This is a genomic window from Azospirillum agricola, assembly GCF_020005195.1.
GTDB lineage: Bacteria > Pseudomonadota > Alphaproteobacteria > Azospirillales > Azospirillaceae > Azospirillum > Azospirillum agricola.
Genome location: NZ_JAIFZR010000004.1, coordinates 925334 through 938441, shown reverse-complemented (window position 1 = coordinate 938441; position 13108 = coordinate 925334). Strand labels below are relative to the sequence as shown.

Sequence of the window (13108 nt, the reverse complement as noted above, 5' to 3'; positions counted from 1 at the left end):
GTGGCGGCTCTGGCGGCGCTGGCCGCCGGCCTGTCGGCGTTGCCGCCGGCGGGACCGGCGGCGGCCCTGCCGGAAACCCGGCCGGGGCAGGCCCCCTGGCGGCTGGTCTTCGCCGACGAGTTCGACGGCGACCGGCTCGACGCCGCCCGCTGGGCCACCGCCTACGACCGGCCCGGCGGGATGGCGCGCTCCAACTGGGACAACGGCGAGGCGCAATGGTACCGGCCGGAGAACATCGCCGTCGGCGACGGCCTGCTCCGCCTCGTCGCCCGGCGCGAGGAGACGGCGGATCCGCTCGGCGGCCGCCGCTTCGCCTTCACCTCCGGCATGATCACCAGCAAGCCGTCCTTCTCCTTCCGCTACGGCTACATGGAGGCCCGCATGAAGCTGCCGGCGGGCCGCGGATTCTGGCCGGCCTTCTGGGCCTGGCCGCGGAACGAGCAGTGGCCGCCGGAAATCGACGTCATGGAGTTCTACGGCGACGACCGGACCCGCATCCACCTGACCTTGCACGGCCCGGAGGGGGAGAGCGCGTCCACCGTCCTCCTGCCCGACTGGACCGCCGGCTGGCACGTCTTCGCCGTCGACTGGCAGCCGAACCGGGTCACCTGGTACGTCGACGGGCTGGTGCGCAAGACGACCAGCCGGTCGCCCGACCTGCCGATGTACCTGATCGCCAATCTCGCCGTCGCCAATGGCAGGCGGGCCCCGGCCCCGGACGCCGGCACCCCGTTTCCGGCCGATCTGGCGATCGACTACATCCGCGTCTACGCGCGCGGAACCGCCGCGACGGCGGAAAGCCCGGTGGCGGAAAGCCCGGCGGAGAAGCCGGCGGCGACGCCCTGACCGCCCTGGCCGGCGGGATTTGACCGGCTTATGGCCTCTGGCCCGGCCTCCGGCGATCAGCGGTGGTCGCGGCGCACCGCCTCGAATCTGTCGAGGAAAGCGGCGAGCCCGCGGGTCAGCCCCTCGATCCGGTCGGGCGGCAGGTCGCGCAGGGCGGCGAAGAGGTCGAGATGCGGATCGTGCCGCAGCGCGTCCGCCCCCCCGGGGGTGATCTCGATCCGCTCGACGGGGTCGTCGTCGCGGTCCGTCCGCAGCTTCAGCAGCCCCTTCTCCATCAGGACGCGCACCGTCCGCGCCACCGTCCCGCGTTGCAGATGCTGGAAGCGGGCGAGGTCGGCGACGGTGTGGGCCTCGGCCGGGGCTTGCCGGAAATAGCGGAGCGCCGCCCATTGCGCGGGGAACAGGCCCTCACGGTGGCCGACGGCGTGGATGGCGCGCGAGGTCTGCTCGATGAGCCGCGCGGTGTTTTCCAACGAAGCCATGTCGATCATGGGGCCTACCGGGTCATTGGCTGAGGAGCTTGCGGCCCGTGGCTCGGAGATTCCGTCTCCGGGGCTCGGTCGATGGTGAGTCGGGCGTGTCCAGATCGGGATCGCGCTCCCATCATGTTTCCAAGCATAGCACGTGTATATGATGGCGAATCCATCAATTGTTTGCCGATACTTCGGCCTAATCACTTGAGTTGATAAAATACGCATCCTCTAATTATTTATTTTCTGTCGCCATCCTCCGGATTGGTCGCTCCCGCCCGTCATGACGATGGCGGGCCCCGTCAATCCGGGTCTGGCACCGGAAAATCCGAGGGCGGCGCATGAGCGGTCGATGCCCGCCTCGACTTCCGGCGATCCGCATTGTCCACTCAACGGTGGTAATGAATATTGTCGGGTATTTGCGGGTTTTCATCCTCAGTACCATGAAGCCGACGAGAATTTTGTGAACACCCGGTTTTCTTTGGAGTTCAGCGCCAATGACGGTCAGGATTCTGCTGGTGACCGATGCCGACGACGTGCGCCGCTGGCATCGGTCCATCGACGAGGAGCTTCGCACGGTCGCCGCTGTGCGGACCGTCGGACTGCGGATGGAGACCGTTCCGACGGAGCGTCGGCCGGACCCGTGGTCGGTCCTGCCGGCGCGGGCCCTGCCGCGCGCCGTTCCCGACCTGCGCGCGGCGGCGCGGCCGTCCTGGCCGGCCCTGTCGCCGTCCGATCTGGCGGATTTCGGGCCGGCCTCCACCGATCTGGTCATCGATCTGACCGTCGGGCGGCGCGCGACCCCGCCGCCCGGCGTTCCGGTCTGGAGCCTCGTCACCATGGACGGGCGGGCCTTTCCGCAGGGTTTCCCCTTCCTGGAGGAGGCGTACCGGGCCGGAAGCGTCGCGACCATCGTCCTGGCCGAGCGGCGGGGGCCGGGGGAGGCGGACGGGATCGTCGATTCGATCACGCTGTCGCCGACCCGGCGTTCCTACGCCGCCTTTCTGCGCGAGGCGCTGCGCCTGTCCCGCTCGATGCTCACCGCCCGGAGCGCCGGCCGCCCGGCTTCCGCCGCCTCCTCCCCGCGCCGTGCCCCGCCGGCCCCGGCGGGGCGGCGGCGGGAGCCGGGCGCCGCCGCCCTGCTGCGCTTCCTCGCCCGCGGCCTCGTCGACCATGTCTGGCACCGGCACAAGGACAAGCTGCTGATGGAGGAGTGGAGGATCGGTTATCTCGACCGGCCGATCGGCTCCACCCTGGCCCGGACCGGCATGGCCGACGCCCGGTGGCTCGACATCGGCCGGCCCGGCGGGTATGCGGCCGACCCGTTCGGGCTGCCCGGCGCCGACGACCGGCTCTATTGCGAGGTCTACAGCTGGGCGACCGGGCGCGGCGTCATCCGCGAGATGGCGGTGTCCGGCGATTCCGGCGCGCTGGGGGCTCTCCAGGACTTCGGCTGCGACGCCCATATGTCCTACCCGTGCCTGTTCGAGGAGGGCGGCGAACTCTACTGCGTGCCCGAGCAGCTGGAAGCGCGCGCCGTCACCCTCTTCCGCCACGACCGCGCCGCCGGGCGGTGGCGCCGCTTCGCCACCCCGCTGACCGGCACCCGCGCCGCCGATCCCGCCTTCTTCGTTTTCGGCGGGCGCTATTGGATCGCCTACACCGACGTGGACATCGACGGTTACAACAACCTGTGCCTGCTGCACGCGGAGTCGCTGGCCGGTCCCTGGCGTCGTCACGACCGCCTTCCGGTGAAGATCGACGTGCGGTCGGCGCGGTCCGCCGGGACCCCCTTCTGGCATGACGGGGCGCTGTACCGCCCGGCGCAGGATTGCAGCCTGACCTATGGCGGGGCCATCGCGCTGAACCGGATCCGCGTCTGCACGCCGGACGCCTACGAGGAGGAGGTCGCAACGGTTTTGCGCCCGGACCCCGCCGGCCCGGCGCGGCACGGGTTGCACACGCTGTCGCGCTGGGGCGGGCGGACCCTGATCGACGGCAAGCAATACGCGTTCAGCCTGCCGGTGCTCGGCCGGAAGGTGATGAGAAAGCTGTCGGGACGCCTCGCTCGTCCCGTTCCGGCGGCGGCGGCGGCGGCGGCGGCGGAGAAGGGAAACGGGTCGGGGATCGGGGGTGCGGGCGAGGGGCCTGCGCCGCAGGCATTCAGCGAACGGGGTGGAGCATGAAGATACTGTACCTCATCAACTCCTACGCCGACGGCGGCGCCGAGCACGGGCTCGCCACGTTGGTCGAGAACGGGTTCTTCCAGGGGCACGACCTGTCGGTCCTGGCGCTCTGCAAGGGGACCGGCTGGGCCTGCGAACGGCTTCGCGCCGCGCTGGGGCGCACGCGCGTCGGTTATCTCTACGAGGACGAGGACGTCGGCAACGCCGTCCTCGCCCGTGCCATTCCCCGGCTGGTCGGCGCGCTCATGGACCGTCGGCCCGACGTGCTGTTCCTGTCTCTGCCGCAGGCGAACCTCGCCGGGCGCCTCGCCGCGCTGGCCTTTCCGGCGATGCGGGTCGTCGCCTTCGAGCACACCGTCGATTACCGCCGGCGCAGCGCCGGCCTGCTGATGCGGCTGACGGCCGGCCGCGTGAACGCCGTCTTCTACGACGCTCCCGAAACCTGGGCATCGATCCGCCGCGCCTACGGCGCCGGATGGAGCGGCCCGGCGCTCTACGTGCCGCTGACGGTGCTGCGCTGCCGCGAGGACGAGCCTTGCCGGTCCCGCCGCGGCGAGCCGGACGGCGGCGTTCTGCGGATTCTCACCACCGGCCGCCTGATCGCCCAGAAGAACCAGGAGAACCTGATCCGGGCGATCCGCATCGTGGTCGATCGCGGCCATCGCGTCGTCCTCGACATCGCCGGGGAGGGCGAGGAGCGGGGGCGGTTGCAGACGGTGATCCATGAGCTGGGCCTCGAACGCCACGTCACCCTGCTCGGCTTCATCCGCGACTGCGCGCCCCTGCGCCGTGGCAGCGACATCTACGTCCAGGTCAGCGTCCGCGAGGGGCTGTGCATCGCCGTGCTGGAGGCGATGGCGGAGGGCATGCTGGTGGTGGCGACGGACGTCGGCGGCATCCGCGATTACGGGGTGGACGGCGAGAACATGATCAAGGCGGCGGGAACCGAGCCGCCGGCGATCGCCGATGCCCTGATCCGCGCCATCGACGGGCTGAAGGACAGCGGCCGCATCCGGGGGAACGCCCTGGACACCATCCAGCACCAGTTCACGGAGGCGGCCATCACCGGCGCATGGTCGACAGCGCAGTCGGCCCTGTGCATGCGTTGACGGTCCACTCCCGCGCCGTTCACATCGTGGCGCGCTGTCAACCGGAGCGCGGCGTCCTCCCACCGCAAGTGATCGCTAAGGGAACGGGCTGCGGTTCGGCAGTCGGGGCGCAATCGAAGATTAGGGAGATGACTGTCGCATAGCCACAATGGGCCCCGTTCCCTCTTCCCGTCTGCCCAGATCAGGTTCCGGAATGACCTGTGTATTTGCCCATATTAGACATCGGAAAGGCCATTGTCGTAATCTATAGTGGCTACGGATATGACGGTGTGTTTCCGGTTTCGCAGGAAGCGGCGAACCGCCACGCGCCAGCCCGGCGACGGCCAAACCTTCCAGAAGAAGGGTTGCCGGTGCAGCGGTGATCGGACGCAAACCCCGTCTGTTCCGAAAGCGAGGGGGAGCCGCATGCAGTCTGACAGGAGAGTCCTCGAGCCGCCCGGCCCGCCCGGCGGCCGCGTCCCCGCCATGGCGGACCATGCGGAAGGATCGGCCTACGGTCTGCCGGTCCGGCCCGGCGCGCGGTCAATCCGGGCCTTGCTGCTGGACGGGACGCCGCTGACCCGCGAAAGCCTGTCGATGAGCCTGAACCTGTGCGACGGCGGGCTGCATGTGGCGACCGCCGCGACGGAGGCGGAGGCGGAGGCGGTGATCGGCGCGGCGCCGCCGCCCGACGTCGTGCTGTGCAACCTGAGCGGCACCGCGCCCGACGATCCGGAGATCCGCGGGCTGCTGGAGCGGCTGCTGGGGCGGCTCGGCGCCATCCCGCTGATCGTGCTGGCCGAGTATGAGGACACCGCCGACGCGCTGGCCCTCTTCCGGCTGGGCGCCCGCGGCTACATCGCCACCAATCTCGGCCTGTCGGTGGCGGTGGAGGCGGTCCGGCTGGTCGGCAACGGCGGAACCTTCATTCCGCCGGCCTTCCTCGGCCGTCTCATGCAGGACCCGCTGCCGGGCTTTCCGCCGGGCGGCGGGGCGGTGGCGCCGTCCGGCGATGAAGCGCCGCCGGGCGATCTGACGCCGCGCCAGATCGCCGTGCTGTCCTGCCTGCGCGAAGGCAAGGCGAACAAGATCATCGCCCACGAACTCGGCATGCGCGAGAGCACGGTGAAGGTCCATGTCCGCAACATCCTGAGGAAGCTCGGCGCCACCAACCGGACCCAGGCGGTCTATCTGACCTTCAACCGCCCGTCCGGCTAGCGGCGGCGTCCAGCCGGCGCGCGGGGCGGATCCGGCGTTCGGGCCGCCTGCTTTTTCCCGCCGGCCGCCCCTGCAAAGACATGGCGAAACGACAAGGGGTTGGGCATACTCCGGCCGGTTTTCGATCAGGGTCCGAGCCGACGCCAGGGCTGAACCGCTCCGCGCCGCGCCGGTCCGTTCCGGGGAATTGGGGCTTGTCTCGTATGCTGCGTGCGCTGGCGCCTGTCTGTGCCGTTCTTGTCGCGTCCACCGGGGCCGTTCTCGCCGCCGATCCGCCGGCCGAGCCGGTGCCCTTCGGCGTCGCCGGGGTCGAGGTGGTGGCCGAGCGCGACGCGCCGCAGGCCTGCTTCGCCTTCACGGACCGGCTGGAACGCTCCCGCGCGGTGAGCTTCCGTGATTTCGTGGAGGTCCAGCCGCCGGTCGAGGGCGCCGCCGTGGCGCGCGACCGCACGCTGTGCGTCGAGGGGCTCCAGCACGGACAGAAATACCGCATCACGCTGCGCGACGGGCTGCCCGGCGCCGACGGCAAGCGGCTGCCGGCCGCCGACACCCGCGACGTCGAGGTGCCCAACCGCAAGCCGTCGCTGGCCTTCCGCGGCGCCGGCTACATCCTGCCGCGCGTCGGCGGCGAGGGGCTGCCGCTGCGCTCGATCAACCTCGACCGCGCGAAGCTCCAGGTGCTGCGCATCGCCGACCGGGCGCTGGTCGAGAAGATTTATTTCGGCCGCATCACCCAGCAGATGACCGACTACGACATCGGCGAGATCCTCGACCGTTCCGGCCAGGAGGTGTGGCGCGGCGAGATGGGGATCGGCAACCAGCCCAACAAGGCCGTCACCACCGCCTTCCCGATCGACGGGGTGCTGGGCAGGCTGGAGCCGGGCGTCTACGTCGCCGTGGCCGGCGCCGACGAGATCAAGCCGGGCGGCTGGGAGCAGAAGGCGACGCAGTGGTTCGTCGTCTCCGACCTCGGCCTCAACACCATCCTCGGCGAGGATTCGCTGGTCGTCTTCGCCCGCTCCGTCCAGACGGCGGCCCCCGCCGCCGGGGTCGAGCTGCGGCTTGTCGCCCGCAACGGCGCCGAGCTGGGCAAGGTGCAGACAGGGCCGGACGGGCTCGGCCGCTTCGATGTCGCGGCGTTGCGCGCCGCCGGGACCGAGCCGGTGCAGGCGCTGTTCGCCGCGCGCGGCGCCGGCGATTTCGGCGTGCTCGACCTGACCGCCGGCGGACCGGGCCCGGCCGACCAGTCTCCCGGCGGCCCCCCGGCCGCCGGCCAGCCGCCCGGCGGTCCGCCTTCCGGACAGCCCGCCGCCGCCGCCCGTCCGGCGCCGGGGCAGCCCGACGCCTTCCTCTACACCGAGCGTGGCATCTACCGTCCCGGCGAGGCCGTCCAGGTGACGGCGCTGCTGCGCGACGCCGACGTCAACCCGCCGGCCGCCGCGAAGCCGCTGACCCTGCGCATCCTGCGCCCCGACGGCTTCGAGGCCGAGCGCCGCAGCCTGACCGACGCCGGGGCCGGCGGCTACGCCACCCGCATCGACCTGCCGATGAACGCCTATCCCGGCACCTGGAGCGTCGTCGCCCACGCCGAGGGGGAGGGCGGCGCGCCCGGCTCCTCCGGTCTGGGTCCGCTGCTCGGCCGCGCCGAGTTCCTGCTGGAGGATTTCGTCCCGCCGCGCATCGACGTGACGCTGGCCTCGCCGACGCGGGAGCTGACGACCGAGGGCGCCGCCACCCTGTCGCTGGACGGGCATTACCTCTACGGCGCCCCCGCCGCCGGGCTGCCGGGCGAACTGGCGGTCACGCTGCGCGCCGCCGGCAACCCCTATCCGGAACTGCCGGGCTACCGCTTCGGCCTCGCCCAGGAGGAGGTGAAGCCGGTGCGCAGCGAGCTGCCGGGCTTCATCACCGACGCCGCCGGGTCGGCGACGCTGGCGATCAACCTGCCCAAGCCGCCGGACAGCACCCGGCCGCTGGAGGCGGTGGTGCGCGCCACCCTGTTCGACATCGGCGGGCGTCCGGTCGGCCGCGACCTCGTGCTGCCGGTGCGCCACCAGCCCTTCGCCATCGGCATCAAGCCGCGCTTCGAGGGCGACGGCGTGCCGGAGGGGGCGACCGCCGGGTTCGACGTGATCGCCGTCGGTCCGGACGGCAAGCCGGTCGACCGCGCCGACCTCTCCTACGACCTGTTCGAGGAGGAGTACGACTACGCCTGGTTCGAGGCGAACGGCCGCTGGGACTACAAGGTCACGGTGCGCGACCAGCGGGTGACCGGCGGCACGCTGGCGCTCCAGGCCACCGCCCCCGGTTCGGTCGAGGCGCCGGTCGCCGCCGGCCGCTACCGGCTGGAGGTGTTCGATTCCAAGACCGGCGTGGCGAGCAGCCTGCGCTTCGCCGCCGGCTGGTGGATGACGCCGACGGCGGGCGACCGGCCCGACCAGGTCGACGTCACCGTGATGATGCCGGCCCACACCGGCGGCGAGACCGCCTGGGTCCATGTCAAGCCGCCCTACCGCAGCCAGGTGCTGGTCGCCGTCGCCGACCGCGCGGTGAAGCACGCGGTCACGCGCGAGATCGGGCCGGAGGGCGCCTTCTTCGAAATCCCGGTCGATTCCGGCTGGACCGGCGGCGCCTATGTGCTGGCGACCGCCTTCTCGACCCCCGACCCGCAGGATCCGGCCTCGGCCAAGGGGCCGCCGCGCCGCGCCGTCGGCCTGTCCTGGCTGGCGATGGACCCGGCGCCGCGCACGCTGGGCGTCCGTCTGGCCGCCCCGGCCGAGAGCGAGCCGCGCCGCAACCTGACCGCCGAGGTGACGGTCGAGGGCGTCGCGGCGGGCCAGCCGGCCTTCGTGACGCTGGCGGCGGTCGACGAGTCGGTGCTGCAATTGACCGACCAGCCCTCCCCCGATCCGGCGGCGCATTATCTCGGCAGGCGCCGGCTCGCCGCCGAGCTGCGCGATTCCTACGGCCGCCTGATCGACCCGGCCGGGCTGGATTCCGCCCGCCCGCGCGGCCCGGCGGCGCCCCGCCTGCGCCAGATCGCCGGGCTGGTGCCGCCCAAGTCGGAGCGGGTGGTCTCGCTGTTCTCCGGCATCCTGCCGGTCGGCGCCGACGGCAAGCTGTCGGTCCCCTTCGAGCTGCCCGACTTCCAGGGCCGGCTGCGGCTGATGGCGGTGGCGTGGAGCGGCGGCAAGCTCGGCCGCGCCGACGCCAACGTGCTGGTCCGCGACCCGCTGCTGGCCGACGCCGTGCTGCCGCGCTTCCTGGCGCCCGGCGACTCGGCGCAGGTGCTGGTGACGCTGGACAACCTGAACGGACCGGCCGGCGACTACCGGGCGGAGCTGACCGCCGGGGGGGCGGTGACGCTCGACAACGGCACGCTGGAGGTGCCGAACCTCGCGCGCGGCAAGCGGGCCGCCGCCGGGCGGGTGCTCACCGCGTCATCCACCGGCGCCGGGCATGTCACGCTCGACGTGACCGGTCCGGGGGGCTTGCGCGTCACCCGCCGCTGGGACGTGACGGTGCGCCCGGCCACGGCGTCGGTGTCGCGCCACAGCTTCGCCGCCCTGGCCACCGACAGGAGCCTGGCGCTTCCCGTCGACGCCACCGCCGGGCTGCGGCCGGAGACGGTGGCGGTGGGTGCGCTGGTGGCGCCGCTGCCCGACCTCGACGTTCCGGGCCTGCTCTTCGCGCTCGACCGCGCCGGGGTGGGCGGGGCGGAGCAGACCGCCAGCCGCATCCTGCCGCTGCTGTCGATGAGCGACGCCGCCGCCACGCTGGGCATCGCTCCCGAGGATCGCATCAAGGCCCGCGTCCAGCGCGGCATCGACCGGCTGCTGACCTTCCAGCGGCTGGACGGCGCCTTCGCCGCGTGGTCGCCGCGCGGCGAGCTCGATCCCTGGCTGACCGCCTACGCGGTCGACGTGCTGGGCCGCGCCAAGGCCGCCGGCTATCGGGTGCCCGACCAGCCCTACCGCAAGGGGCTCGACTGGCTGAAGCAGGCCATCGACAACGCCTGGGTCGAGACCGCCGACCTGCCGGGCCGCGCCTACGCGCTCTATGTGCTGGCGCGGGCCAAGATGACCGACGCCGGGGCGGTGCGCTATTTCCAGGAAACCTACTGGGACCGCTTGCAGACCGATTTCGGCCGCGCCCAGATCGCCGCCGCGACCGCGCTGCTCGGCGACGTTCCCCGCGCCACCGAGGCCTTCGCCAAGCTGAGCGGCGCCCGCATGGTCTCCGCCAGCTTGCGCGACCACGGCTCGTCCCTGCGCGACGAGGCCGGCGTCGTCGCCCTGATGGCGGAGAGCCGGGCGGTGGAGCGCGACCGGCTGTTCCAGGCCGCCGACCGTGTCGCCAAGACCTTCGCCGCCGTCCGCACCACCAACCCGCAGGAGCAGGCGTGGCTGTTGCAGGCGGCCAAGGCGCTGATCGACCGCGCCCAGCCGATGAAGCTGGTGGTCGGCGACCAGACGGTGGAGAACGCCAAGCCGCTGTTCCAGCGCATCGACCCGGCGGCCGTGCCGGCGGTGCGGAACGCCGGGGGCGAGGTGCGGCAGACCGTCTCGGTGGTCGGCGTGCCCGAGCAGCCGGCGGCGGCGGACGAGCAGGGCATGACCATCGCCCGCCGCGTCTTCGACATGGCCGGCCGGCCGGTCGATCTCGCCGGGGTGCGCCAGAACGACCTGCTGGTGGTGATCCTGGAGGGCGAGGCCAAGGATCCGCTCGACCATTCGGTGCTGGTCAACGACCCGCTGCCGGCCGGATTCGAGATCGAGAATGTCCGGCTCGCCAACAGCGGCCAGCTCGGCAACCTGTCCTGGCTGGGCGATCTGTCGGCGGCGTCGCACGTCGAGTTCCGCGACGACCGCTTCCTCGCCGCCGTCGACCTGCCCAAGCAGGCGCCGCGCTTCCGGCTGGTCTATCTGGTGCGGGCGGTGACGCCGGGCGACTTCGCCCTGCCGGGCGCCACCGTCGAGGATCTCCAGCGCCCCCACCTGTCGGCCCGCACGGCGCCGTCGCGGCTGCGGGTGCTGGGCGAGTAGGAACGGCGCGAAAGCGATCGCGTCATCGATGCCTTCCGTCATGACCGGGACAAACCCGGTCATGACGTGACTAAAAGCCCTGTGGCTGTTCCTGTGCGCGTCCCGAGCGCCCGGCAGCGGTGAGCGGGCGGCTTCGGGTCTGCTCCGTTCCCATCCCCTCCTCGTCGTCCGGATCGCCCCGCTCGCGCCGGACGGCGCGCCTGTGCGACAGGACGCTCAGCGCCACCGCGACCAGCGCGCAGAGCGCGGTCAGCGCGACGTAGAAGGCCAGCGCCACCCCCACCGTCAGCGTGCCGACCAGCACCATGGCGAGAATCCAGACGCCCAAAGACACGATGGCGCGCGATGACATGGGTTGTCTCCGTTCCCCTGTCCCAACTCCGCTGTGAGCGGGCGGTCCCGATCCCTATTTGAACGTTGACCCGGTTGCGCCGTTCACGCGGACGAGCCTGCCATAGGCACGTCGCGCGGGCGGGCGCGGCATCCTGTCACTGCGCGGGCGCGCCGCACCCGCTCGGCCGGGGAACGGTTCGGCCGCCGGGCGGAAGGCAGGGGTGGGAACTGGTTGGTGGACTCAACAAGAGCGTTGACAGTATACGGGAGTCACTTTACCTTTACGTAAACGTGAGGCGAGAGGCGGGGCGCGATGCGGATGGAGATCGGCGGCGGAGCGACGGGACGGGGGGCGGACGACCGCTGCCGTTCGATCGGCGAGCTGGCCGAGGAGTTCGGCCTGACCCACCGCACCATCCGCCATTACGAGGAGGAGGGGCTGCTGGCGCCGGGGCGCGACGGTCAGGCCCGTGTCTACGCCCACCGCGACCGCGCCCGGCTGGCGCTGATCTGCCGCGGCAAGCGGCTCGGCTTCAGCCTCGCCGAGATCAAGGATTTCCTGACCCTCTACGACGCCGACGACGCCCAGGTCGAGCAGATGCGCTACGCGCAGGCGCTCGCCCGCGGCCGCATCCAGGCGCTGGAACGACAGCTCCAGGACGTCCAGCAGACATTGCTGGAGCTGCGCACCCTCGACACCCAGATCTCCGAGCATCTGAGCCGCCAAGGCACCACGGAGACGCATCCCATGGAGGAGAAGCACTCATGAAGTCGGTCGTCATCGCAGGCTACGCCCGTTCGCCCTTCGCCTTCGCCCACAAGGGCGAGCTGACCAAGGTCCGCCCCGACGACCTGCTGGCCCGCGTCATCGCGGCGCTGGTCGATCGCACCGGCCTCAACCCGAAGGACGTCGAGGACGTCGTCGTCGGCTGCTCCTTCCCCGAGGGCGAGCAGGGGCTGAACGTCGCCCGCACCGTCTCCTTCCTGGCGAAGCTGCCGCTGACCGCCGCCGCCACCACGGTGAACCGCTATTGCGGCTCGTCGATGCAGGCGATCCACCAGGCGGCGGGCGCCATCCAGATGGGCGCCGGCGAGGTCTTCGTCTGCGGCGGCGTCGAATCGATGACCCGCGTGCCGATCATGGGCTTCAACCCGATGCCGAACCCGGCCCTGAAGGACGCCTATCCGGAGGCCTACTGCTCGATGGGCGTCACCGCCGAGAACGTCGCCCGCAAGTACGGCATCAATCGCGCCGACCAGGAGGCGCTGGCCGTCACCTCGCACGCCAAGGCCGCCGAGGCCCAGGCCGCCGGCCGCCTGTCCGACGAGATCGTCGGCATCCAGACCCCGGCCGGTCTGGTCGAGCGCGACGGCTGCATCCGCCCCGGCACCACCGTCGAGGGGCTGAGCGGCCTGAAGCCGGCCTTCACCGCCGACGGCTCGGTCACCGCCGGCACTTCCTCGCCGCTGACCGACGGCGCGTCGGCCGTGCTGGTGACGACCGAGGAGTACGCGCGGGCCAACGGCCTGCCGATCCTGGCGAAGATCCGCTCGATCGCGGTGGCCGGCTGCGAGCCGGAGCTGATGGGCCTCGGCCCGGTCCCGGCGACCCGCAAGGCGCTGGCCCGCGCCGGCCTGTCGATCGGCGACATCGACCTCATCGAGATCAACGAGGCCTTCTCGTCGCAGGCCATCGCCTGCATGCGCGACCTCGACATCGACCCGGCGAAGATCAACCTCGACGGCGGCGCGCTGGCGCTCGGCCACCCGCTGGGGGCCACCGGCGCCCGCATCACCGGCAAGGCGGCGGCGCTGCTGAAGCGCGAGGGCAAGCGCTTCGCGCTGGCCACCCAGTGCATCGGCGGCGGCCAGGGCATCGCCACCATCCTGGAAGCGGTCTGACGGCAGCGCGGGCATCAGGG

General features: G+C 72.0%; 9 protein-coding genes. 7 read left to right on the top strand and 2 right to left on the bottom strand.

The features are described 5' to 3' along the window. Entirely contained in the window at positions 1-846 is an 846-nt protein-coding gene (locus JN22_RS12980; RefSeq protein ID WP_179166145.1) for a glycoside hydrolase family 16 protein, read from the top strand. Positions 847-902: 56 nt separating this feature from the next. Here the strand turns inward: JN22_RS12980 and JN22_RS12975 are convergent, their stop codons facing one another. Then, complete coding sequence (locus JN22_RS12975) at positions 903-1337, bottom strand: MarR family winged helix-turn-helix transcriptional regulator (RefSeq protein ID WP_179166144.1); 435 nt, start codon at positions 1335-1337, stop codon at positions 903-905. A gap of 476 nt (positions 1338-1813) precedes the next feature. Here JN22_RS12975 and JN22_RS12970 point away from each other — a divergent pair, with 476 nt between their 5' ends. The 4 genes from JN22_RS12970 to JN22_RS12955 all read left to right on the top strand — a co-directional run bounded on the left by JN22_RS12970 (position 1814) and on the right by JN22_RS12955 (position 10853). Further along, positions 1814-3502: a glucosamine inositolphosphorylceramide transferase family protein gene (locus JN22_RS12970; protein ID WP_085554302.1), complete on the top strand. Its 1689-nt coding sequence runs from the start codon at positions 1814-1816 to the stop codon at positions 3500-3502. After that, positions 3499-4611: a glycosyltransferase gene (locus JN22_RS12965; RefSeq protein ID WP_085554301.1), complete on the top strand. Its 1113-nt coding sequence runs from the start codon at positions 3499-3501 to the stop codon at positions 4609-4611. The genes JN22_RS12970 and JN22_RS12965 overlap by 4 nt, the downstream gene beginning before the upstream one ends. Positions 4612-5016: 405 nt before the next feature. Next, positions 5017-5808 carry a response regulator transcription factor gene (locus JN22_RS12960; RefSeq protein WP_179166143.1) on the top strand — a complete coding sequence of 264 codons (792 nt, stop codon included), beginning with the start codon at positions 5017-5019 and terminating at the stop codon, positions 5806-5808. 203 nt (positions 5809-6011) lie between these two features. Further along, positions 6012-10853, top strand: coding sequence for an alpha-2-macroglobulin family protein (locus tag JN22_RS12955; RefSeq protein WP_085554299.1), 4842 nt, complete (start codon positions 6012-6014; stop codon positions 10851-10853). 70 nt (positions 10854-10923) lie between these two features. Here JN22_RS12955 and JN22_RS12950 read toward each other — a convergent pair whose 3' ends face one another. Continuing rightward, positions 10924-11205: a hypothetical protein gene (locus JN22_RS12950; protein WP_085554298.1), complete on the bottom strand. Its 282-nt coding sequence runs from the start codon at positions 11203-11205 to the stop codon at positions 10924-10926. Positions 11206-11499: 294 nt separating this feature from the next. On the opposite strand from JN22_RS12950, the gene JN22_RS12945 reads away from it, so the two are divergent. Together JN22_RS12945 and JN22_RS12940 are read left to right on the top strand one after the other, a co-directional pair. Beyond that, entirely contained in the window at positions 11500-11955 is a 456-nt protein-coding gene (locus tag JN22_RS12945) for a MerR family transcriptional regulator (RefSeq protein WP_085554297.1), read from the top strand. Continuing rightward, on the top strand, positions 11952-13088 hold the full coding sequence (locus tag JN22_RS12940; RefSeq protein ID WP_085554296.1) for a thiolase family protein: 1137 nt from the start codon (positions 11952-11954) through the stop codon (positions 13086-13088). The genes JN22_RS12945 and JN22_RS12940 overlap by 4 nt, the downstream gene beginning before the upstream one ends. Positions 13089-13108: the final 20 nt, after the last annotated feature.

What these genes read in the sequence shown, in the direction of transcription:
- JN22_RS12950 (WP_085554298.1), bottom strand. Translation starts at nt 11,205, where the DNA reads ATGTCATCGCGCGCCATCGTGTCTTTGGGCGTCTGGATTCTCGCCATG.
- JN22_RS12970 (WP_085554302.1), top strand. Translation starts at nt 1,814, where the DNA reads ATGACGGTCAGGATTCTGCTGGTGACCGATGCCGACGACGTGCGCCGC.
- JN22_RS12940 (WP_085554296.1), top strand. Translation starts at nt 11,952, where the DNA reads ATGAAGTCGGTCGTCATCGCAGGCTACGCCCGTTCGCCCTTCGCCTTC.
- JN22_RS12960 (WP_179166143.1), top strand. Translation starts at nt 5,017, where the DNA reads ATGCAGTCTGACAGGAGAGTCCTCGAGCCGCCCGGCCCGCCCGGCGGC.
- JN22_RS12975 (WP_179166144.1), bottom strand. Translation starts at nt 1,337, where the DNA reads ATGATCGACATGGCTTCGTTGGAAAACACCGCGCGGCTCATCGAGCAG.
- JN22_RS12945 (WP_085554297.1), top strand. Translation starts at nt 11,500, where the DNA reads ATGCGGATGGAGATCGGCGGCGGAGCGACGGGACGGGGGGCGGACGAC.
- JN22_RS12955 (WP_085554299.1), top strand. Translation starts at nt 6,012, where the DNA reads ATGCTGCGTGCGCTGGCGCCTGTCTGTGCCGTTCTTGTCGCGTCCACC.
- JN22_RS12965 (WP_085554301.1), top strand. Translation starts at nt 3,499, where the DNA reads ATGAAGATACTGTACCTCATCAACTCCTACGCCGACGGCGGCGCCGAG.